Origin of the sequence: Anoxybacillus sp. FSL W8-0104 (assembly GCF_038004465.1) — a bacterium.
GTDB classification, from domain to species: Bacteria; Bacillota; Bacilli; order Bacillales; family Anoxybacillaceae; genus Anoxybacillus; species Anoxybacillus flavithermus_G.
Genome location: NZ_JBBOQU010000001.1, coordinates 2,137,358 through 2,159,664, shown reverse-complemented (window position 1 = coordinate 2,159,664; position 22,307 = coordinate 2,137,358). Strand labels below are relative to the sequence as shown.

The following is a 22,307-nucleotide window of genomic DNA, read 5'->3' as shown; positions in this document are numbered from 1 at the left end:
GCTTACATATAACGATTTTATAAAACCATATATAACCAAAAAAATCGGTCGAGAAAAAAATCTCCCACAAAGTCTTGACTCAAACAATATTCTTTGATTATTTCCTTTTTGAATAAAGATGTGATAATATAAGAAGGCTGTTTGTATACGAAGGTAATGGAGGCTAGCGCGATGATGTACTTAGATAATAGTTCCACAACAAAACCGTTTCCAGAAGTGCTACAATCTTTTTTAAAAGTCGCGAGCGATTATTTTGGCAATCCGTCTTCGCTACACGGACTAGGTATGCAAGCCGAGCGACTGCTCACGCAAGCGAGAGAACAAATCGCACGTTTGCTCGAGGTGAAGCCGACCGAAGTGATTTTTACATCAGGTGGGACGGAAGGAAACAATTTAGCCATTAAAGGTGCGGCTTGGCAACATCAGCAGCGCGGCCGCCACATCATTACAACAGCGATTGAACACCCATCTGTCACCGAGGCGTGCAGACAGCTAGAACAACTCGGTTTTCAAGTTACATATGTACCTGTTGATGAACGTGGTATCGTTTCTCCAACACATATTGAACAAGCGTTGCGTGATGATACAATTCTCGTTTCTGTCATGCATGTAAATAACGAAGTAGGCTCTATTCAACCGATTGAACAAATTGGTTCGATGTTGAAAAAATATCCGAAAGTGTTGTTTCACGTTGATGGAGTGCAAGGTGCAGCGAAAGTACCACTTCATTTGAAACAGGCAAACGTTGATTTATATACGATATCTGCTCATAAATTTCATGGATTAAAAGGAGCAGGAGTTTTGTACGTTCGCGAAGGTGTGCGCCTTTCTCCGCTTTTATCGGGAGGGGCACAAGAAATGCAATTGCGCTCAGGAACAGAAAATGTCGCTGCTATTGTTGCGATGGCGAAAGCGTTACGATTATCGGTGGAAAAGTATCATGAGGCATATGATCGACTTGAGAAAATGAAACGAGCGCTCATCGAACGCTTACAAACGATTGAAGGTATTCGTGTTCACACGCCATTTGAACAATCAGCTCCACATATTATTCATTTTTCACTAGAAGGAATAAAATCAGAAACGTTTGTTCATGAATTAGAAAAGCAACATATATACGTATCGACAACATCAGCTTGTTCATCCCGTAAAAAAGCGCCAAGTAAAACATTGTTAGCGATGGGAATCGAAAAAACGCGGGCGGAGCGTTCGATTCGCATAAGTTTATCATACGAACAACAAATGGAGCATGTCCCAATCATTATTGAAGCCATTGAGCAAGCATATGAACGATTAAAAATAGTAGCGAGGGGAACGAAATGACGTATGATCATATTGTAATTCGTTACGGTGAAATGTCGACAAAAGGAAAAAATCGTTTACAATTTGTACGATGTTTAAAACGAAATATAGCAAAAAAATTGAAACATTTTCCGAACCTTCAAATTGAAGCGTTGCGCGATCGGATGTACATTCGACTACATCATACACCACCGCAACCTGTCATCGAAAAATTGCAAGAAGTGTTCGGTATTCAATCGTTAAGTTTGGCATTAAAGACAGAGAACGACTTGCAAAAAATAAAAGAAGCAACATTATTTTTCGTGAAACAATTTCCATACGAAGGGAAAACATTCAAAATATCAGCAAGAAGAGCAGATAAACAATTTCCGATCACAACAAATGAATTAAACTATGAGCTCGGTAGTTATGTGCTGAAAAACACAACGGGCTTAACGGTCGACGTCCATCATCCAGACATTGACGTTCGTGTTGAAGTACGAAAGGAAGGAACGTACATTACTGCATATGACGTACCAGGAGCGGGTGGTTTACCTGTTGGAACGAGTGGGAAAGCGATGCTTATGCTTTCTGGTGGAATTGATAGTCCAGTAGCTGGATATTTGGCAATGAAGCGAGGCTTGCAAATTGAGGCTGTTCACTTTTTTAGCCCCCCATTCACAAGTGAGCGAGCAAAGCAAAAAGTGATCGACTTAGCGCAGCGTTTAACGGAATTTGGTGGTACGATTCGTCTTCATATTGTACCGTTTACGGAGTTGCAACAAGCCATTTATAAACAAGTGCCGGAAAATTATTCGTTGATCGCTACGCGGCGTGCGATGTTGCGCATTACAGATGAAATTCGTAAAAAACAAAACGGACTGGCGATCGTGACAGGAGAAAGTTTAGGACAAGTTGCTAGTCAAACACTTGAAAGTATGGTTGTTGTCAACGATGTGACAACGACACCAATTCTTCGTCCGCTTATTTCGATGGATAAAACGGAAATTATTGCGATCGCTGAGCGAATTGGTACACATCATATTTCGATTCGACCGTATGAAGATTGCTGTACAATTTTTACGCCAAAAGCACCAAAAACGAAGCCGAAAAAAGAGAAGGTAATCCAATATGAACAATTTTTACCTTTAGATGAGATGATTGCTGAAACAGTTGCTCGCGTCGAAACGATTACATTGAAACCAGATCAACCATTGGACGAGCTATTTTAACGAGGAGATGCATAGAGTCCATTTGTTTTGCACAACCTATGGTTACAAGGGGGTGAAGACAAATGGCAAATCGAAATCGATTGCTCGTCCCTGGTGTGCAACAAGCGATTGACCAAATGAAATATGAAATCGCTCAAGAGTTTGGCGTGCAGTTAGGCCCAGATACAACTGCGCGAGCAAACGGTTCTGTCGGTGGCGAGATGACGAAACGCCTCGTGAAAATGGCAGAACAACAATTGAGTAGCCAAAAATAAATGTTAGGTGACAAAACTCGGTAGTTGACCCTACCGAGTTTTTTATTTTGTAAAAATTTTTAGAAAAGTTATACAAAATTATTCGATTTTTTTGTATAATTTTTTTGTATCATACGGGGTAGCGTCAAGAATTTTGTGTAATGTAAATGGGGTAGGGTATCTCTGAAATGGATTTAGAATAGAGGGGGGATATTTCCTCTACACATAAGACTGGATATTCAGTCTCCTGTGGGGAAAGGGAGAATCCCCTTATTTTGTTTACAATATATGGTTAATTGTAACGTTCTTCAAACATTCGCTCGAGGGCTTCATGTGCTTCGGCAAATCCTCGCAACTTTCGCCCTGCCCATTTCTCATTCAGTTCTAATTTTTCCTTCACAAACTGACGAATGACACTTTCCAGTTGATTTGCCCAGTCGACATTCGGTATACTTCTTTTAGACATAGGTAGGGTACTCCTTTCTCTAAGATTTTTGGTCCAATCAGAGAATACCCTACCTTTTTTCTTTTGGTCTAGTAAAATGCTTTACACAAAATTTTATACATCATCGAATCGCTGCCTCGTTGATCAAAGAAAATGGTAAAAAGAGGCGAAATGCCTCTTTTTACAAAAATGTTCGTTTTACTTTTTCCCAAAATGAATTATCTTTTAATTTGACTGTTTTAATGACTTTTCCGCTTAATGCAATATCAATTTTTTCGATATGTTGAATACTTAACGCTTCATTATCCATCCCGATAATCGGATAATCGTTGCCATCTTGTACAACTTTTAATGTTAATTTGCGATTTCCGCTTAAAATAAATGATGAGCCGAGAGTGCGATAACGGTTATTGTTCAACGACGCTAATTCGCTTACCTGAAAGCAAGGGAGCATCGGATCGACGACTGCCCCATTAACCGATTTATTGTAGGCGGTACTTCCTGTAGGTGTAGCAATGATCATTCCATCTCCACGGAATGTTTCGAAATGCAAGTTGTCAATAAATACGTCCATCACAAACGTTTTAATAATGCTTGAACGAATCGAACATTCATTCAAACAATAAAATGATGTCGAGTCGTTGACTGTGACATAAATCGTTGGATATTTACGCACCTCAATTTGTTCTGTTGTCATTGCTTCAATCATTTTTTCTGTATCGTGAATATGAAAATCACAATACATACTTAATGTGCCTAATGTTGAAATGCCGGCATATAAGCAATCATCACGAAAACCTGTTTTTCTGACTGCTTGTAAAAACGTTCCATCTCCCCCGATGCTCACAATAATGTTTGCATGTTTTGCATCATCGACGACTTCAAATTCATACTGTTTAGCAAGGGCAATAAGTGGTTGTACTTGTTTTGTCGTTTCGTCATCATGTTTATGAAAGAAATACATGCGATTGCGGCGTTCAGTCATCGTTTTCCCTCCGTTAAAATGTCCTCACGTTTATTTTATCATTTATTTTCCATTCATTGCGAATTTATTCGTTTAATTTTGCTCGTTTTTGTCGAAAATGTCATCGGGAAGGAAGTGAAAAACCGATGATTTTTATTATTGCCATCATCTTTGTTGCCTTCTTAACGTTCATTCCTTTTTTACATGTATACATGACGATTCAATTTCAACATGCACAAGATAATGATCAATTCACCATTGATGTTCGTATCCTTCGCATATTTCATTACCGATTTGTTGTTCCGCTCATTGAAATATCGAAAAAGGAAGCTGGAGTAGTGACAGAGCAAAAAACAACGACAGGAAAAGACGAAAAAACAACGTTTACTGTCACCGACGCTCGCGAACTTCTAGCGCAATTGAAACAATGGCTAAACCAAATCGTTCATTTACATACAATCATGAAAAAGTTTTTGCAACATGTGTCGGTTTTACAGTTTCAATGGCACACACAAATAGGTGTCGGTGACGCGGCAAAAACCGCCGTGTTTGTCGGGGTCGGATGGTCGGTAAAATATTATGTGGTGGCAATGATAAGTAAATATATGAACGTTTGTATCACTCCTTCCATTTCTATCGTTCCTTTTTTTCAAGGAGCAGTATCACGTACGTCGTTTACATGTATGATCCGATTTCGAATCGGTTATGCTATATTAGCAGGACTGAAGGTCGTTAAACATTGGAAAAAAGACATGTGAGTCACAAATGATGTGGACAGTTGTTAGGAGGAATGAAAATGAGTGGACATCCAATTGAAGGATTAATGACGACAGCGATGGAAAATTTAAAAGAAATGATCGATGTCAATACAATTATTGGTGATCCTGTCGAAACACCTGATGGAAGTGTCATTTTAACTGTTTCAAAAGTCGGATTTGGCTTCGCTGCAGGCGGTAGTGAGTTTATATTAAACAATGGAAACGAACAACAAAAAGAAGCACATCCGTTTGGTGGAGGAAGTGGTGGCGGAGTATCGATCACACCGATTGCTTTTTTAATTGTTAACAGTTCCGGTGTGAAATTGTTGCATGTGGACGAAAGCACACACTTATACGAGAAAATTTTAGATTTAGCTCCACAAGCGATTGAAAAGATCCAGCATATGTTTGAGAAAAAAGAAAAGTCGAAGCAACAACATAACGGAGCGCCAGACTTTGATATTTAGTATCAATCGAAATAATTGAATTTTTCATCTAATTACGTTATGATGAGCCTGTATCTTATATAAAGAGGAGGCTTACTATGGCGAAAGTTACATTTAAAGGAAATCCTGTCACATTAGTTGGCAATGAAGTAAAAGTCGGTGATGTAGCACCGAATTTCACCGTACTTGCCAACGATTTATCACCGGTGACATTAGACGATACAAAAGGATTTGTTCGGTTAATTAGTGTTGTGCCGTCGATCGATACAGGAGTTTGTGATGCACAAACACGTCGTTTCAATGAAGAAGCAGGAAGCATTGAAGGAGTAAAAGTATTAACGATTAGCGTCGATTTGCCATTTGCTCAAAAACGTTGGTGCGCTGCAAACGGGTTAGAAAACGTTGTCACACTGTCTGATCATCGCGACGTATCGTTTGGTCAAGCATACGGTGTGCTTATTCAAGAGTTGCGTTTACTTGCTCGTGCTGTATTTGTCGTTGATCGCAATGATCGTGTGACATATGTCGAGTATGTATCTGAAGCGACGAATCATCCAAACTATGAAGCGGCCATTGAAGCGGCAAAACAAGCGGCTCAACAATAATTGTTTGAGGCTATCTCAAAAAGGGATAGCCTTTTTCGTTTATATTTTCTAAAATAAAATGTCGAACAGAAAGGAGTGAAGTGTATTGGAAAAGCTATTTACAGTCATTGATGAAACGGCGACATGGTTACAAGAAGAATTAAATTGTTCATATTTAGAAGCAGTTGCTGAAACTGGAGAGAATTTATTTCACGGGGATGTACTGCAAGAAGAAGTGAGCGAGTTGTTAAAGAAACGGTTACAAAAGGCGTATGCATCTGTTCATTTGCATGAATGGAAAAATGAACACATCCGTAAAGCGTTGCAATTAGCGATGTTGAAAGGAATGAAGGAGTACGTACAGCCACACCATCAAATGACACCAGATGCAGTATCAGTATTTATCGGTTATTTAGTTGATGAATTTACAAAAACGTATTTTTCGTTATCGCTTCTCGATCCTGCCATTGGAACAGGAAATTTAATGACGGCTGTATTAAATCAACTGACGAATAAAAAAGCAAGAAGTTACGGAGCGGATGCAGACGATTTACTATTGAAACTCGCTTATGTGAATGCAAATTTACAACAACATGAAATTCAATTATTTCATCAAGACAGCTTAAAGCCGTTGTTTATTGAGCCGGTTGATGTAGTCGTGTGCGATTTGCCGATCGGATATTATCCAGATGATGAAAATGCCAAGTCATTTCGTTTACATGCGAAAAGTGGCCATTCATACGCTCACTATTTGTTCATTGAACAAAGTATTCGTTATACGAAAGAAGGCGGGTATTTGTTTTTCTTAATTCCAAACATGCTGTTTACATCAGACGAATCAAAAGAATTGCATGCGCTCATCAAAGAAGAAACGTTTATTCAAGGCTTATTGCAGCTTCCGCTTTCGATGTTTAAAAATGAAAAGGCAGCGAAAAGTATTTTTATTTTGCAAAAAAAAGGCGCGCATGCAAAAGCACCGAAACAAGCATTGCTTGCACAGCTCCCTAGCTTTTCGAATAAGCAGGCGATGCAAGCCATGGTGCTAAAATTCGAACAATGGCTGAAAGAAAATTGTTCATAACCTTCAGAATATAACAAATATGTGAAGAAAACGTTTTCGTCCAATTTGTATACTTGAAAAGAGTGACGAACGACCCGTAAAATGAGAGACGTACCGATGAAATTCGCATATTTGCATACAATAATTGTGAACGATGTTAAAGGAGCTGTTTAATCAAATGCCAAAAGTCATTGCGATCAATGCAGGAAGTTCTTCGTTAAAATTTCAATTGTTCAACATGCCGAGCGAGGAAGTATTAACAAAAGGTGTTGTTGAGCGAATTGGTTTTGAAGATGCGATTTTTAATATTACAGTCAATGGTGAAAAAATAAAAGAAGTAACGCCAATTCCGGATCATGCGGTTGCTGTGAAAATGTTGCTCGATAAATTAATTGAGCTTGGCATTATTCAATCGTTCGATGAAATCGAAGGAATTGGTCACCGCGTTGTACATGGTGGAGAGAAATTTAGCGACTCCGTTTTAATTACAGATGAGACGTTAAAAGAAATTGAAGACTTATCTGATTTAGCGCCATTGCACAACCCAGCAAACGTTGTCGGCATTAAAGCGTTTCGTGAAGTGTTACCGAACGTACCAGCGGTTGCAGTATTTGATACAGCATTCCATCAGACGATGCCAGAACAGTCGTTTTTATATAGCTTGCCATATGAGTATTACGAAAAGTTTGGCATTCGTAAATATGGCTTCCATGGCACATCACATAAATATGTGACACAACGTGCAGCTGAATTGTTAGGCCGCCCAATTGAGCAACTTCGTCTCATTTCTTGTCATTTAGGAAATGGAGCAAGTATTGCAGCGGTAGAGGGCGGGAAATCGATCGATACGTCGATGGGCTTTACACCGCTTGCAGGTGTAGCGATGGGGACGCGCTCAGGAAACATCGACCCAGCGCTAATCCCGTACATTATGCAAAAAACAGGGAAAACAGCCGAGGAAGTCATTGATATTTTAAATAAAAAGAGCGGAATGCTCGGCTTAACTGGTTTTTCGAGCGATTTACGCGATATTGAAGAAGCGGCTTCAAAAGGCGATCGACGTGCAGAGTTGGCGCTCGAAGTGTTTGCTGGGCGCATTCATAAATACATCGGCTCATACGCAGCGCGCATGTGCGGGGTTGATGCCATTATTTTCACAGCAGGCATTGGTGAAAACAGCGATGTCGTACGCGCGAAAGTGTTGCGTGGTCTTGAATTTATGGGTGTCTACTGGGATCCAGCATTAAATAAAGTGCGCGGCAAAGAAGCGTTTATTAACTATCCGCATTCTCCAGTAAAAGTATTAGTCATCCCGACAAATGAAGAGGTTATGATCGCCCGTGATGTGATGAGATTGGCGAATTTAGCGTAAAAAAGGTGTCCGTATGGTCACCTTTTTTATTGATGTATGCGATTTGTAACGGTTTGATTCATTCGATACCAAATCCATAAATCGTTAATCATTGAAGCGAGCGAGGCGATTTCTGAATTGAGCATACATGAGAGAGCAAAATCATTTTCTTCTCCGAGTTGCCTTTGTTTTTCATTAATTTGTTGCTCTAGCTCGATAATTCGATCAGGAATTTTGCCACGAATCGTCTCCCATTCCAATAAAATTTCTGCTTGTTCTTCTTTTGTGTACATGTCCCATTCCTTCTCTAAATGTGGCAGGCGAATCCCAAGGCGTTCATCATATATAAAATGTGTACTCATATTATTCCCCCATCCTTTTTGCTTATTAATTTTTATTTTAATCAAAATAGTTATTGAAAAAAAGAAAAATAGCTGTTACATTATTAATATGCGAAATGAATAAATATTAAATTGTTAGTATTTTTATTCTTTAGGGAGGAACGATTATGGCAAATCCAAAAGTGGTGCTCGCTTATTCAGGAGGTTTAGATACATCGGTAGCGATTAAATGGCTACAAGAACAAGGATATGATGTTGTTGCTTGTTGCTTAGATGTGGGGGAAGGAAAAGACTTAGAATTTGTAAAAGAAAAAGCGCTAAAAGTTGGTGCTGTCAAGTCATACATGATTGACGCAAAAGAAGAGTTTGCGAATGAATATGCGTTAATTGCTTTACAAGCCCATGCGCTATATGAAGGAAAATACCCACTTGTCTCTGCGTTGTCCCGTCCGTTAATTTCAAAAAAGCTCGTTGAAATTGCTGAACTAGAAGGTGCTGTTGCTGTTGCGCACGGTTGCACAGGAAAAGGAAATGACCAAGTGCGCTTTGAAGTATCGATTCAAGCATTAAATCCGAATTTAAAAGTCATTGCACCTGTTCGTGAATGGAAATGGTCGCGCGAAGAAGAAATTGAATATGCGAAAAAACATCACATTCCGATTCCAATCGATTTAGATAGTCCATTTTCCATCGATCAAAACTTATGGGGAAGAAGTAACGAGTGCGGCATTTTAGAAGATCCATGGGCAGCGCCGCCAGAAGAGGCGTATGAATTGACAGCTTCACTTGAACATACACCGAATGAACCGGATATTATCGAAATTGGTTTCGAGCAAGGAGTACCAAAAACGATTAATGGAAAGGCGTACTCGCTTGCAGCGCTTATTCTTGAGCTTAATGCGTTAGCTGGAAAGCATGGCGTCGGCCGCATCGACCATGTGGAAAATCGACTTGTGGGCATTAAATCGCGCGAAGTATATGAATGCCCAGGAGCGATAACGCTCATTAAAGCGCATAAAGAGTTAGAAGATTTAACACTTGTGAAAGAAGTCGCTCACTTCAAGCCGATCATTGAACAAAAAATAGCGGAAGTCATTTACAACGGCCTTTGGTTTTCACCATTAAAAGATGCGCTCGTCGTTTTCTTAAAAGAGACACAAAAAAATGTAACAGGTGTTGTACGTGTGAAGTTATTTAAAGGTCATGCGATTGTAGAAGGACGGAAATCGCCGTTTTCGTTATACGATGAAAAACTAGCAACATATACGTCAGAAGACCAATTTGACCATCAAGCAGCAGTCGGATTTATTTCTTTATTTGGCTTGCCTACGAAAGTATATAGCATCGTCAATAGCCAAAAGAAGGTGAACGTGTGAAAAAGTTATGGGGTGGACGATTTACAAAAACAGCTGCACAATGGGTCGATGACTTCGGAGCATCGATCCATTTTGATCAACAGCTCGTTGAAGAAGATATAGAAGGAAGCATCGCCCATGTGACGATGCTCGGCGAGTGCGGTATTTTACCGAAAGAAGATGTCGAGACGATTAAAAAAGGATTAACAAAGTTATTAGAGAAAGCGAAAAACGGAGAACTTTCCTTTTCTGTTGCCTATGAAGATATCCATTTAAACATTGAAAAAATGTTAATTGATGAAATTGGTCCAGTTGGAGGAAAGCTTCATACTGGAAGAAGTCGAAACGACCAAGTCGCGACAGATATGCATTTATATTTGCGAAAACGGGTTATCGAGATTATCGAACTTATTCGGCAATTGCAACGTGTGCTTGTTGAAAAAGCAGAGCGACATGTGGAGACGCTTATTCCAGGCTACACGCATTTGCAGAGAGCACAGCCAATTTCATTCGCTCATCACCTTCTTGCTTACGTATGGATGTTTGAACGCGACCGTGAACGGTTTACAGAGTCGTTAAAGCGCATTAACAAATCGCCACTCGGTGCTGGAGCGCTCGCAGGGACGACGTTCCCGATTGATCGCCACTTGACCGCCAAGCTTCTTAGTTTTGACAGCATCTATGAAAATAGCTTAGATGCGGTGAGCGACCGGGACTTTATTATTGAATTTTTAAGTCATAGTTCTATGTTGATGATGCACTTATCCCGTTTTTGTGAAGAACTTATTCTTTGGTCGAGTGAAGAGTTCAAGTTTATTGAAATAGATGATACGTTTGCGACAGGAAGCAGCATTATGCCGCAAAAGAAAAATCCAGATATGGCGGAACTTATTCGTGGAAAAACGGGGCGGGTGTATGGTCACCTTATCGCGTTGTTGACCGTTATGAAAGGGTTGCCGCTCGCTTACAATAAAGATATGCAAGAAGATAAAGAAGGAATGTTTGATACCGTTCAAACGGTGATCGGCAGCTTAAAAATTTTTGCGGGTATGATTGAAACGATGACCGTTCGTGTAGATGTGATGGAAAAAGCAACGAAACAAGATTTTTCAAATGCGACAGAACTAGCAGACTATTTAGCAAAAAAGGGCGTGCCGTTTCGCGAGGCGCATGAAATCGTTGGGAAGCTTGTGCTTACATGTTTAGAGCGAGGAATATTTTTAATGGATTTGCCGCTTGATGTATATCGCCAAGCTTCGCCTTTATTTGAAGAAGATATTTATGAAGCGCTTGATCCGCACAATGCAGTGAATCGCCGCACGAGCGCGGGGGGCACAGGATTTACAGAAGTGAAAAAAGCAATTGAAAAAGTAAAACAAATGTTAGAGGCATAAAAGCAAACGCTTTTATGCCTCTGTTTGTTCAGGTGTGCGTACGACAAGCACGTCGCATTTCGCATACCGTGTAATATGTTCGGAAACGCTTCCGATGAAAAAACGTTCTACAGCGCTCATTCCTGTTGCACCACAAACAATTAAATCTACTTCATATTTCGGAGCGACTTCTTTCGAAATTTTTACTTTTGGGGAACCGTACTCAATATCTATGACGACTTCTTTGACGCCTGCATCAACAGCTTGTTTTTCATACGATTGCAATAATTCTTTCGCAAACTTTTCTGCTCGCTCGGCAACTGTATGATCGTATGCTTCGATCGTTGCGAACGAACGAACGTCGATAATGTGTGAAAGAACAAGTGAAGCATCGTTTCGTTTGGCAATTTCAATTGCTTTTTTAAACGCCCATTCCGCTTCTTTTGAGCCGTCAACTGCCACTAAAATTTTTTTATACTTGTACATATATACTCCCCCCAATAAAAAATTTTCCTTACAATTCAAGTATATCATTTTTTGTAAAACAAACACTACGTATTGTCGAAAAATTTATGACGAAAGGGGTAGAACGATGCGTGAGAAGGAACAAAAAGAACAACTTTATTATGATGAAGAAGGGATCGCGCAAGTGACTGAACAAATTACAGACGCATACATTAGCGGCGTCATTGAACAGGACGATGAACAAAAGAGGCGATGATGCCTCTTTTGTTTCTAACAAGCATAATAAGTGTGTTCCTCCGCCTGTTTGTAGTACGATAAACATAGCAAAGCATGGATGGAGGGATGAATGTGAGGCATGCGATTGTAACGGCAGGGGCGAAAGGGCTCGGAAAAAAAGTAACGGAACGATTTTTAAACAAAGGATATGCTGTTACCGTCCATTACCGAAGCGACATAAAGGCTGTTGAAGCGTTAAAAGAAATGTATCGTGGCTGTCATGAGCGTCTTCATTTTGTCCAAGGCGATGTGACGAAGAAAGAAGATTTAATTCGCATTGTTGATGAAGCAGTTGTCAAATTCGGACGCATCGATTATTTAATTCATAATGCGGGTCCTTACATATTTGAGCGAAAAAAGTTAGCCGATTATACGGATGACGAATGGTATGAAATGATTGAAGGGAATTTAAGTGCGATGTTTCATTTATTTAAGCGGGTTGTACCAATTATGAGAAATCAACGTTTTGGGCGCATTGTGACATACGGTTTTCAAGGAGCAGATCACGCACCAGGATGGATGTACCGTTCAGCATTTAGCGCGGCAAAAGTTGGGCTTGTTTCATTAACAAAAACGATTGCACTTGAAGAAGCGGAGTATGGCATTACAGCGAATATGGTATGTCCGGGGAATATTGTTGGAGAAATGAAAGAAGCAACAATTGCATATGCTCGCCAGATGAAAGACGATATAACGCCGATTGGCCGTTCAGGGACGGGAGAGGATATTGCTCGTGTTGTGGAGTTTTTATGTGATGATTGTTCTGATATGATTACAGGAGCAGTCATTGAAGTGACAGGTGGTCTTGATGTCATTCATCGTTATCGAAAATAGGCTGCCATTGTGACAGCCTATACAATTTGTAGTTCTTTTGGATATGTTGTTAAAAGAAGAGGTCCTTTTTCAGTCATATATACATCGTCTTCAATGCGTACGCCACCGACTGATGGGACGTAAATACCGGGCTCAATTGTAAATACCATTCCTGCTTGAAGTGGCATGGTATTTGTTGCGTTCATTGACGGATATTCGTCAACTACCCAACGACTAAAGCTGTGGGCTTGCAACTCCCCAGAAGTGCAAGCGGATGTTATCCTCCTTCCTTCACTTGGGGTTGCATCAGGGCAGGTTGACAACTACCCAACGACGCAGGTCATGCCTGTGTCGTTCCTTCAACGATGTACTCGATTCCTTTTCGTTGAAGGTTCATGGCACCAATTCGGTCATCGTTTGAGGTATATCCGCATGTTCGACAACAAAACGTGTGCGTTTTCTTATTTCGGTTTGCTTTCTCTGTATGTCCGCATTTTGGACATGTTTGGGATGTGTATGTTGGGTCTACCACAATCACTTTGGCTCGGTGTTTGTGTGCTTTGTACTCGATTTTTTGTCTTAAATCATAAAACGCCCAAGATACCATTTCATACCGATGGTTAACGGACACTTTTTCTGTTCTTTGGCGAACACCTGTTAAATCCTCTAACACAAACAGCGTGTTCTTACCATAACGCTCAACGAGTGCCTTACTGATGCAATGGTTGACATCTTGCATCCAACGGTTTTCTCGTTGACCGATTTTCTTTAATCTTCTACGAGCAGACGGAGTTTGCTTTTTTTGTAGTTGTCTGCGGAGTTGTTTATACTTTGCTCGTTTGTGTTTGATGTGTCTACCTTTGAAAAATAACGTCTGTCCGTTTGAATCATAAACAGTCGCAAGAAAATTTACACCCATATCTACGCCAACCACTTGGCAAATGTGATGAAGGTTTGCTTCTTCCATTTCTTTGGATACAGGGATATGGAGAAACCACTTTTGATGTTTATTCACTAACTTTGCTGTTCCAAACGTCCATGTTCCGTCGAAATACGTTTCAAGTTCTTTCGTTTGAAAAGGAACTTTGATTCGTCCTTCTAACGTATTGATGGAAAACAACCCTTTGGTTAGGCTGTAATCTCGATTAAAAACGAGGTCTATTTGCGGTTTTTTAAACGCAATCTGACAACGCTTATGTCCATTGGTTTGGTTGGTTTTATATTTTGCAATCACCGTTTTTAACACAGACTGCGCCATTTGAGATTTTAAGCCAAATGTAGAGCGAAGTTTGCGGTACGTCATCTTGTGAAGTTTGGCTTGCACAAGGGTGTTTTCTTTGTATATCACTTCCGACACCGCATTGCACGCATCACGATATGCTTGCATCGTTTTTTGAAGAAGTTGTTCCTGTTCAGATGTCGGTAAAATTTTAATTTTTGCTGTTAAAGTCAATTTCATGTCCTCACCACCTTTCACTAATTTTATTTTATATTTTTTTAGCGAAAAATAAACAAAAAAACGCATTCCTCCCCATGCTTGAAAGCAGGGGTTTCCTGCGTGATTAATCATGAACAAAAAAAGAAGGAAATAGTGAACAAATGAAGAAACAAAATCATGTCAAAAACAAAGAAAGGAGCACGAAATATGAAAGTCACTTATCACGGGCATTCAGCTGTAAAAATTGAAACGAACGGAAAAACGATTTTCATTGATCCGTTTATCACAGGCAATCCGATGACAGATTTAAAACCAGAAGATGTGCATGTCGATGTCATTTTACTAACACATGGTCATAATGATCATGTCGGTGATACGGTCTCATTAGCGAAAAAGAACGATGCCCTCGTCATTGCTCCGTATGAATTAGCTACGTATTTGAGCTGGGAAGGTGTTCGCATCCATCCGATGCATATTGGTGGATCATTTACGTTTGATTTTGGAAAGATCAAATTCACCCAAGCATTTCACGGCTCTAGCTACGTAGAAGAAAATGAAACGATTGTGTATACAGGAATGCCGAGCGGTATTTTATTTCAGGCCGAAGGAAAAACGATTTATCATGCCGGGGATACAGCGTTATTTTCTGATATGAAACTTATTGGTGAAATGAATGATATTGATGTGGCGTTTTTACCAATTGGAGATAACTTTACGATGGGACCGGAGGATGCGGCGATCGCAGCAAAATGGTTAAAGGCGAAAATGGTTGTTCCAATTCATTACAATACATTCCCTGTCATTCAACAAGATCCGCAACGGTTTGTGGCGATGATCGAAGGTGTTGGCCGCGTATTGCATGTTGGCGAAAGCATAGAACTATGAAAACGTTCATTGAATGCAGTCAGGCACACCCTTATAATATAAAGTAAGAAACTGTCGAAAAAGGGTGGGACAACTTGACGATTACGAAGCATGAACAAATTTTACAATATATCGAAAGCTTACCGGTTGGAGAGAAAATATCTGTTCGTCAAATCGCGAAAGAAATGGGAGTAAGTGAAGGAACGGCTTATCGTGCCATTAAAGACGCCGAAACAAAAGGGTATGTAAGCACGATTGAGCGTGTTGGAACGATTCGAATTGAACAAAAAAAGAAAGAAAATATTGAAAGGTTAACGTATGCCGAAGTCGTTAATATCGTGGATGGGCAAGTGCTCGGTGGGAAAGAAGGATTACATAAAACGTTAAATAAATTTGTGATTGGTGCAATGAAGCTCGAAGCGATGATGCGCTATACAGGTGCAGGGAATTTGTTGATTGTTGGGAACCGAACGAAAGCGCATGAATTAGCGCTTGAAGCTGGGGCAGGTGTGTTAATTACAGGTGGTTTTGATACGGAAGAACACGTGAAAAAATTAGCGGATGAGCGACAGTTGCCGATCATTTCGACAAGTTACGATACATTTACGGTTGCCACGATGATTAATCGCGCCATTTATGACCAGTTGATTAAAAAAGAAATCGTGCTCGTTGAGGATATTTTAACACCATTTGAAAAAACAGCATATTTGTATGTAACAGATCAAGTAGAACGGTGGTACGAGCTAAATCGAGAGACGAAACATAGTCGCTTTCCAGTCATTGATCAACAATTAAAAGTGCAAGGAATCGTGACGGCGAAAGATGTGATGGGGTATGAGCGCGATGTGCTTATTGAAAAAGTAATGACGAAACATCCGATTACGGTAAGCGGGAAAACGTCAGTCGCTTCCGCTTCACATATGATGGTGTGGGAAGGCATCGAAGTGTTGCCGGTAGTCGATGAATATGATCGGCTCCAAGGAATTATTAGTCGCCAAGACGTATTGAAAGCGTTGCAAATGGTGCAACGTCAGCCGCAAGTGGGCGAGACGATTGACGATATTATAACGACCCAATTTTTAACTGAAACAGTTGACGGCGTTTTTCGTTGCAACATTACGCCGCAAATGACAAACCATTTAGGAACGTTATCGTACGGAGTGTTTACGACGATTGTAACTGAGGCAGCTACGCGAGCTCTACGCCTCCATAAACGTGGCGATCTCGTTGTGGAGAATATTACTATTTACTTTATTAAGCCTGTACAAATTGATAGCGTCATCGATATTAAACCGAAATTGTTAGAAATTGGACGGAAATTTGGGAAAGTTGACGTTGAAGTGTTTAACGAAGGGACGCTTGTCGGAAAGGCATTAATGATGTGTCAGTTGCTTGAACGACAATAGGCTGCGCACGGCAGCCTATTTCGTTTCTTCCGCTTCTTTTACAGCAAGCGGAAAATAATAGCGATGAGCTCGGTATCCTGCCCATATGCTCCCTGCACCGACGAGAAGAAGCACAATGCCAACGATGAGAGATACTGTCGACCGATGAATGAAAAATTGATTGATCGCAAAGAAAAATACAAACGACCCGAGCGCCATGCTTGATTTTGCGCTAATCCATTTTCGTTCCATCGGCTTTTTACTGCGGACATATTTTATTTTGTAATACAAATAAAACGAAAGCGAAAAAACGATAAGTATAACAAATATTGGCATATTCAGTCCTCCAAAAGAAAAAATTGTTGCGTGATTATTTTACATCTTTTCGAATCATAATAAAATATGTTTTAATGGAGAAAAAAAGGGAGAAGCGCCATGGAACAAAAAGTTCTTGAAATTATTGATCATATTCGACAATTTGATACGATTATTATTCACCGTCACGTCCGTCCTGATCCCGACGCGTACGGTTCACAAGGAGGATTAGCGGAGCTTATTCAAGCGTCGTTTCCAGAAAAAAGAGTATATACGGTTGGAAAAGATGAGCCGTCGCTTGAATTTTTACGTAAGATGGATGTTGTTCCGGATGAAATGTATAACGATGCACTTGTCATTGTTTGCGATACAGCAAATGAAGAACGGGTATGCGATCAACGCTATAAGCTAGGAAAAAAAATTATTAAAATCGACCACCACCCAAATGAAGATCCGTACGGTGACATCTTATGGGTAGATACAAATGCAAGCTCCGTTAGCGAAATGATTTATGAGTTATACTTAATTGGAAAAGAACATGGTCTCATTTTAACGAAAGAAGCTGCTCGGCTCATTTACGCGGGCATTGTCGGTGATACAGGACGCTTTCTTTTCCCAAGTACAAATCCGAAAACATTTAAATACGCAAGCGAGTTAGTTGAATACGGGTTTTCGTTTGTCGATTTATACGATCAACTTTATCGAACGAAATTATCGATCGCACATTTAAGCGGATATGTGTTGCAAAATTTCGAGCTATCTGAATATGGAGTGGCTCATATTGTATTAACAAAAGAGTTGTTGAAGCAGTATGACGCAACGCCATCGGAGGCTTCACAACTTGTGAGCGTGCTTGGAAATATTGAAGGGATTAAAGCATGGGTGTTTTTTGTGGAAGAAGATGATCAAATTCGTGTTCGTCTTCGTTCAAGAGGTCCGATTGTCAATGAAGTGGCGAAAAAATACCGTGGCGGAGGTCATCCGCTAGCAGCAGGTGCGTCGATTTATTCGTGGGAAGAAGTTAAACGCGTATTGGCAGATTTAAACGAAGTATGCAAGCAACAGTAGAACGCTTTCTACTGTTGCTTTAATTTTAGTTCAATAGATATATTAGTGAAAAATAAAATCGTTTCGATATCGAGATGGTACGTTCGATTATCGATGATGTACGTTTTATTTTCAATTGCTTTTTTTAATAGCTCTCTGCTTTTATATACCGTTTCAATATCTTTTGCGGTGATATGTTGAATGTCTTTTTTTATATCTTCTTCCATGCGAAAAGTTGTATACGTGTCGATACCATAAGATTTGGCATTGATCACTTTTACATCAATTGATTGGATTGTTAGTCGCTTTTTATTTTCTTTGTTTAGCTGAATGTAATCTTGTTGCCAAATGTTTAAATCATGTTTTAATTGCGCAATAATTTCTTGTTGCATTTTGAGCAGGCGCACTTGTTTTTCTTGTAAAATGCCGAAGATTTGTGAGAAAACGATCCAACTGATAAGTGCACCAATTGCCGTTCCAGCGAAAAAGCGTTGCCAGCCTGGATCGCGTGTGTACGGTGGAACTCTCATGCGCCATGCTCCTGTGTAAACCAGCGAATGAATGTCATACCTGTTTGTGCCCCGCCAGTTGCCGATAAAATAAGTAAAAATTGTTTAATGACATCACGCGTTTCCCCTTGGAAAAATCCGCGTTCCATGCTGTAAAACGTATCAAACGTACCACCAATAGCTGCAATTAACGCCCAAATTTTTAAACTGCTCGCAAAGCGATACATCATCGTCAGCGGCGGTTCACCAGACAAAAAAGCCCCGAATCCTCCGATGAGCGCCCCTCCAACTAACACGCCTAAAGCAATGAAATAGCTTTGAATAAAAGCAGGTAAAAACGCCGTTTTCATCTCCATCTCGCTCACTCCTTCTGTATACTATGTATATGGGACAAATAAACAAGGTATGTTTTGCTTTTCGGCTTTTATAGAGCATATAATAGAAAAAAATAGAAAAGGTGGGAGACACATTGTCGTTTATCCATCTACAAGTGCGGAGTGGTTATAGCTTATTAAGTAGCACAGTCAAAATAGAGGAACTTGTCACGCGCGCACGTGAACTTCAATTTCCAGCAATCGCTTTAACAGATGAAAACGTCCTCTATGGCGTTATTCCTTTTTATGAGGCGTGTCAAGCGCATGGAATTAAGCCAATTATCGGCATGATGGCAACGATTATGGATGAACATGGCCATACTGATCAGCTCGTGCTGTTAGCAAAAAATAACGACGGGTATCGTCAACTTGTCCATATTGCTACAGCTATTCAAATGAATGATGGAAAGGGCATTTCTTTACTTGATTTCTCACATCATACGAGCGAACTCATCGGTATGACATGTGGGGTATACGGTCGGGTGGAGCAACATTTATTGAACGGCGAAATTGAGCAAGCTGAGGCGATCGTTCAAACGTATGCGAAGCTGTTTCAACGTGGCGATTTTTATATAAACGTGCAGCGACATGGCTTACAAGAACAAGAGCATTTGTTGTCACTACTTTTTGAACATAGTAAACGATGGGACATTCCGCTCGTGGCGACAAACGATGTACGCTACATGTATAAAGAGGATGCACTTGCTCTTGAATGTTTACTTGCGATGAAACACGGAAAGAAAATGGCTGACCCGACACGTCCGCGTTTAGCAACAAATGAATATCTTTTAAAAAGCGCTTATGAAATGGCCGCGTTATTTTCAAATGGTTATGAAGCGGTCGAGGAGACGGTACGCATTGCGCAACGATGTCATGTGACGTTTGAGTCTAAAAAATGGTTTATGCCGCGCTATCCTGTTCCTTCGGGGAAAACAGCTGACGAATATTTGCAAACGTGGTGTTGGGAGCAACTAACGAAACGGTTTCCTGATCGACCACAAGCATATGTCGCTCGATTGCAATATGAACTGCAAATCATTCAACAGATGAATTTTAGTGACTATTTTTTAATCGTTGCTGATTTTGTACGCTTTGCTCGTGAACGAGGCATACTAACGGGACCGGGACGTGGATCAGCCGCTGGATCGCTCGTCGCTTACATACTCGGTATTACCCAAGTCGACCCTTTGCAATATGGGTTATTGTTTGAGCGTTTTTTAAATCCAGCACGTTTATCTCTCCCGGATATTGATATCGATTTTCCTGATGATCGTCGTGAAGAAGTGATTCGTTACATTGAGCAAAAATACGGACCCGACCACGTTGCACAAATTGTGACGTTTGGAACTTTCGGGATGCGTTCTGCTGTTCGTGAAGTTGGTCGTGTTTTTGATGTCGATGAAAGCGAAATCCAACAAACGCTAGCAACCGGAAGCTTTGATCATACGCGCCCATGGCACTACGTTGCACAACGAATTGAAGGATTACCGAAGCATACGTCCGTTCATGCTGCCGGTATTGTGATCAGCCCCCGTCCATTAACGGACATCATCCCTCTTCAAAGCGGGCAGACGACAACATATGTGACACAATATGCAATGGATGCGCTTGAACGACTAGGACTACTAAAATTCGATTTACTTGCGCTTAAAAATTTAACGATGATCGAACAAATGATTCAAAGCATTGAACAACGTACAGGTCATCGTTTGAGTTTTGAAAACATGCCAATTGATGATCAAAAAACGTATGCTCTTTTCAGCCAAGGAGATACATTTGGCGTATTTCAGCTTGAGTCAGAAGGAATGAAGCGGGTATTGCGCGAATTACAACCGACAACGTTTGAAGATATCGTTGCAGTAAACGCCTTATTTCGTCCGGGACCGATGGAACAAATTCCAACATATATTGCTCGTAAACATGGCCGTGAACCGATCCGTTACATGCATGATGATTTGCAATCGATTTTGCAATCGACATATGGCGTCATCGTGTACCAAGAACAAATTATGAAAATCGCTGAACAAATGGCGAAATTTTCATTAGCTCAGGCAGATTTATTACGTCGAGCAATAAGTAAAAAAGACGTTGGACAAATGGAAAAAGAGAAAAAACACTTCATTGAGGGATGCATACAAAATGGGTATGATGCGCATCTCGCAAACGAATTGTATGAGCTTATCGTTCGTTTTGCTGGATATGGGTTTAACCGTAGCCACGCAGTAGCATATAGCTACATCGCATATATGCTTGCGTATATTAAAGCACATTATCCGCTTGATTTTTATGCTGCTGTACTAACAAGCGTAAGTGGGCAAAAAGAAAAAATGATGCAATGTGTACACGAACTTCGGAGCAAAAAAATACGGCTACTCCCTCCTTCCATTGCACGGAGCGAAGGGCACTTTACTGTTGATGATAACGGTATTCGCTTTGGATTGTTAGCGATTAAGCAGGTGAGCGTTGCTTTTGTCAAAGAAGTGATTCGAGAGCGTCAAAAACGTCCATTTTCCGATTTTTTTGATTTTGTTTCACGGCTACGTATGGAATCTTCACAAAAAAAAGTGGTCGAGGCGCTTATTTTTTCAGGTTGTTTTGACGAGTTTCATATTGAACGTGCCACCCTTTACGCAAGCATCGATGTCGCGATTGAGCATGCGGAGTTGATGAATTTCTCTCTTCATGTACAACCAAAATACGTTCAAGCTGAGCCGTTATCGCTTATCGATCAACTAAAATATGAAAAACAATGGCTGAACGTATACGTGTCCCCTCATCCGGTTGAATCATTTTCACATTTTTATTCGATGTGGGGAGCAAAGCGCATGTATGAATGGACGAAAGAAAATGTGAATCATGGCAAAGTAATTGTATATGTTGAGGAGGTGACGAGAAAACGGACGAAAAAAGGGGAAGAAATGGCGTTTGCTACAATTTGTGATGACAGCGATGAATGGCAAGCGGTCGTATTTCCGACGAGTTATCGGCGGTTTCATGATTTATTGCAACAAGGAAGCATACTGTATATGGAAGGAAAAATAGAACAGCGATCGAGCGGGTGGCATCTCATTGTACAACAAGTGAGAAAACCAGTATGTGTGTATATCAAAATTGATGAACAGCATGCATCGCCAGTTGTGTTAAAGCAGTTGAAGGATGTGCTAACCGCTCATCGTGGACATGCACCTGTCATTTTGTATTATGAAACGGAACGAAAAAAAGTGCAGCTCTCCCATGAGTACGCAGTATCCCCAAACGATGAGAGCATTCGGCAATTGACAGCATTGCTTGGCGATGGGAATATCGTCGTGAAATAAAATGCTTTACTATTTCTCATTTTTATTATATTTTTATAGAAGTTAAGTGGTCAGACCAGTGACCACTTGTTAGGGAGGAAT

Annotated in this window: 24 protein-coding genes and 1 pseudogene; 16 read left to right on the top strand and 9 right to left on the bottom strand. The window is 40.4% G+C overall.

Annotated elements, in window-relative coordinates:
• The first annotated feature begins 171 nt into the window (after nucleotides 1-171).
• The 3 genes from NST18_RS11355 (at nucleotide 172) to NST18_RS11345 (ending at nucleotide 2,767) form a co-directional block, all read left to right on the top strand.
• Nucleotides 172-1,323 (top strand): cysteine desulfurase family protein, encoded by a 1,152-nt coding sequence (locus tag NST18_RS11355; protein WP_004889015.1) that lies wholly within the window; start codon nucleotides 172-174, stop codon nucleotides 1,321-1,323.
• Complete coding sequence (gene thiI / locus NST18_RS11350) at nucleotides 1,320-2,513, top strand: tRNA uracil 4-sulfurtransferase ThiI (protein WP_004889016.1); 1,194 nt, start codon at nucleotides 1,320-1,322, stop codon at nucleotides 2,511-2,513. Before NST18_RS11355 ends, thiI begins: the two co-directional genes overlap by 4 nt.
• A 62-nt stretch (nucleotides 2,514-2,575) precedes the next feature.
• Nucleotides 2,576-2,767: an alpha/beta-type small acid-soluble spore protein gene (locus NST18_RS11345; RefSeq protein ID WP_004889017.1), complete on the top strand. Its 192-nt coding sequence runs from the start codon at nucleotides 2,576-2,578 to the stop codon at nucleotides 2,765-2,767.
• Nucleotides 2,768-3,038: 271 nt separating this feature from the next.
• On the opposite strand, the gene NST18_RS11340 is transcribed toward NST18_RS11345, so the two are convergent.
• Together NST18_RS11340 and NST18_RS11335 are read right to left on the bottom strand one after the other, a co-directional pair.
• Entirely contained in the window at nucleotides 3,039-3,212 is a 174-nt protein-coding gene (locus NST18_RS11340; protein ID WP_004889018.1) for a hypothetical protein, read from the bottom strand.
• Nucleotides 3,213-3,372: 160 nt separating this feature from the next.
• Nucleotides 3,373-4,176 (bottom strand): NAD kinase, encoded by an 804-nt coding sequence (locus NST18_RS11335; protein WP_021093760.1) that lies wholly within the window; start codon nucleotides 4,174-4,176, stop codon nucleotides 3,373-3,375.
• Between the two features lie 56 nt (nucleotides 4,177-4,232).
• Between NST18_RS11335 and NST18_RS11330 the strand changes: the two genes are divergently transcribed.
• From NST18_RS11330 to NST18_RS11310, 5 genes are all read left to right on the top strand, one after another.
• On the top strand, nucleotides 4,233-4,913 hold the full coding sequence (locus tag NST18_RS11330) for a DUF2953 domain-containing protein (protein WP_340721447.1): 681 nt from the start codon (nucleotides 4,233-4,235) through the stop codon (nucleotides 4,911-4,913).
• A 38-nt stretch (nucleotides 4,914-4,951) separates the two neighbouring features.
• Nucleotides 4,952-5,380: a GerW family sporulation protein gene (gene ytfJ, locus NST18_RS11325; RefSeq protein ID WP_064214060.1), complete on the top strand. Its 429-nt coding sequence runs from the start codon at nucleotides 4,952-4,954 to the stop codon at nucleotides 5,378-5,380.
• 77 nt (nucleotides 5,381-5,457) lie between these two features.
• Nucleotides 5,458-5,964, top strand: a complete 507-nt coding sequence (gene tpx, locus NST18_RS11320) for a thiol peroxidase (RefSeq protein ID WP_004889023.1) — start codon at nucleotides 5,458-5,460, stop codon at nucleotides 5,962-5,964.
• Nucleotides 5,965-6,049: 85 nt separating this feature from the next.
• Entirely contained in the window at nucleotides 6,050-7,024 is a 975-nt protein-coding gene (locus NST18_RS11315; RefSeq protein WP_064214061.1) for a class I SAM-dependent methyltransferase, read from the top strand.
• Nucleotides 7,025-7,181: 157 nt separating this feature from the next.
• Nucleotides 7,182-8,375, top strand: a complete 1,194-nt coding sequence (locus NST18_RS11310) for an acetate kinase (protein ID WP_192951024.1) — start codon at nucleotides 7,182-7,184, stop codon at nucleotides 8,373-8,375.
• A 26-nt stretch (nucleotides 8,376-8,401) separates the two neighbouring features.
• Here NST18_RS11310 and NST18_RS11305 read toward each other — a convergent pair whose 3' ends face one another.
• Nucleotides 8,402-8,716, bottom strand: a complete 315-nt coding sequence (locus tag NST18_RS11305) for a hypothetical protein (protein WP_004889049.1) — start codon at nucleotides 8,714-8,716, stop codon at nucleotides 8,402-8,404.
• A 146-nt stretch (nucleotides 8,717-8,862) separates the two neighbouring features.
• Between NST18_RS11305 and NST18_RS11300 the strand changes: the two genes are divergently transcribed.
• Together NST18_RS11300 and argH are read left to right on the top strand one after the other, a co-directional pair.
• The gene (locus NST18_RS11300; protein ID WP_192951023.1) at nucleotides 8,863-10,071 is read left to right on the top strand and encodes an argininosuccinate synthase; all 1,209 of its coding nucleotides are present in this window, start codon (nucleotides 8,863-8,865) and stop codon (nucleotides 10,069-10,071) included.
• Complete coding sequence (gene argH / locus NST18_RS11295; protein ID WP_064214081.1) at nucleotides 10,068-11,444, top strand: argininosuccinate lyase; 1,377 nt, start codon at nucleotides 10,068-10,070, stop codon at nucleotides 11,442-11,444. Before NST18_RS11300 ends, argH begins: the two co-directional genes overlap by 4 nt.
• Before the next feature lie 12 nt (nucleotides 11,445-11,456).
• Here argH and NST18_RS11290 read toward each other — a convergent pair whose 3' ends face one another.
• Entirely contained in the window at nucleotides 11,457-11,909 is a 453-nt protein-coding gene (locus tag NST18_RS11290; protein WP_064214082.1) for a universal stress protein, read from the bottom strand.
• A gap of 106 nt (nucleotides 11,910-12,015) precedes the next feature.
• On the opposite strand from NST18_RS11290, the gene NST18_RS11285 reads away from it, so the two are divergent.
• Entirely contained in the window at nucleotides 12,016-12,144 is a 129-nt protein-coding gene (locus tag NST18_RS11285; protein ID WP_255573176.1) for a hypothetical protein, read from the top strand.
• A 74-nt stretch (nucleotides 12,145-12,218) separates the two neighbouring features.
• Complete coding sequence (locus NST18_RS11280) at nucleotides 12,219-12,998, top strand: SDR family oxidoreductase (RefSeq protein ID WP_192951162.1); 780 nt, start codon at nucleotides 12,219-12,221, stop codon at nucleotides 12,996-12,998.
• Between the two features lie 17 nt (nucleotides 12,999-13,015).
• Here the strand turns inward: NST18_RS11280 and NST18_RS11275 are convergent.
• Together NST18_RS11275 and NST18_RS11270 are read right to left on the bottom strand one after the other, a co-directional pair.
• Nucleotides 13,016-13,201, bottom strand: a pseudogene (locus NST18_RS11275) (M24 family metallopeptidase); the annotation flags it as partial.
• 116 nt (nucleotides 13,202-13,317) lie between these two features.
• Nucleotides 13,318-14,436, bottom strand: a complete 1,119-nt coding sequence (locus tag NST18_RS11270; RefSeq protein ID WP_004889056.1) for an RNA-guided endonuclease InsQ/TnpB family protein — start codon at nucleotides 14,434-14,436, stop codon at nucleotides 13,318-13,320.
• 186 nt (nucleotides 14,437-14,622) lie between these two features.
• Here NST18_RS11270 and NST18_RS11265 point away from each other — a divergent pair, with 186 nt between their 5' ends.
• Both NST18_RS11265 and NST18_RS11260 read left to right on the top strand, forming a co-directional pair.
• Complete coding sequence (locus tag NST18_RS11265; RefSeq protein ID WP_004889057.1) at nucleotides 14,623-15,300, top strand: metal-dependent hydrolase; 678 nt, start codon at nucleotides 14,623-14,625, stop codon at nucleotides 15,298-15,300.
• Nucleotides 15,301-15,374: 74 nt separating this feature from the next.
• The gene (locus tag NST18_RS11260) at nucleotides 15,375-16,685 is read left to right on the top strand and encodes a CBS domain-containing protein (protein ID WP_192951108.1); all 1,311 of its coding nucleotides are present in this window, start codon (nucleotides 15,375-15,377) and stop codon (nucleotides 16,683-16,685) included.
• Nucleotides 16,686-16,700: 15 nt separating this feature from the next.
• Here the strand turns inward: NST18_RS11260 and NST18_RS11255 are convergent, their stop codons facing one another.
• Nucleotides 16,701-17,000, bottom strand: coding sequence for a YtpI family protein (locus NST18_RS11255; protein WP_006320844.1), 300 nt, complete (start codon nucleotides 16,998-17,000; stop codon nucleotides 16,701-16,703).
• A 99-nt stretch (nucleotides 17,001-17,099) separates the two neighbouring features.
• Between NST18_RS11255 and NST18_RS11250 the strand changes: the two genes are divergently transcribed.
• Nucleotides 17,100-18,047, top strand: a complete 948-nt coding sequence (locus NST18_RS11250; RefSeq protein WP_004889060.1) for a DHH family phosphoesterase — start codon at nucleotides 17,100-17,102, stop codon at nucleotides 18,045-18,047.
• An 8-nt stretch (nucleotides 18,048-18,055) separates the two neighbouring features.
• Here NST18_RS11250 and ytrI read toward each other — a convergent pair whose 3' ends face one another.
• Both ytrI and NST18_RS11240 read right to left on the bottom strand, forming a co-directional pair.
• Complete coding sequence (ytrI, locus tag NST18_RS11245) at nucleotides 18,056-18,556, bottom strand: sporulation membrane protein YtrI (protein WP_004889061.1); 501 nt, start codon at nucleotides 18,554-18,556, stop codon at nucleotides 18,056-18,058.
• On the bottom strand, nucleotides 18,553-18,891 hold the full coding sequence (locus NST18_RS11240) for a YtrH family sporulation protein (protein WP_004889062.1): 339 nt from the start codon (nucleotides 18,889-18,891) through the stop codon (nucleotides 18,553-18,555). The genes ytrI and NST18_RS11240 overlap by 4 nt, the downstream gene beginning before the upstream one ends.
• A 113-nt stretch (nucleotides 18,892-19,004) precedes the next feature.
• Here NST18_RS11240 and dnaE point away from each other — a divergent pair, with 113 nt between their 5' ends.
• Nucleotides 19,005-22,226, top strand: a complete 3,222-nt coding sequence (dnaE, locus tag NST18_RS11235) for a DNA polymerase III subunit alpha (protein ID WP_340721445.1) — start codon at nucleotides 19,005-19,007, stop codon at nucleotides 22,224-22,226.
• Nucleotides 22,227-22,307 lie beyond the last annotated feature (81 nt).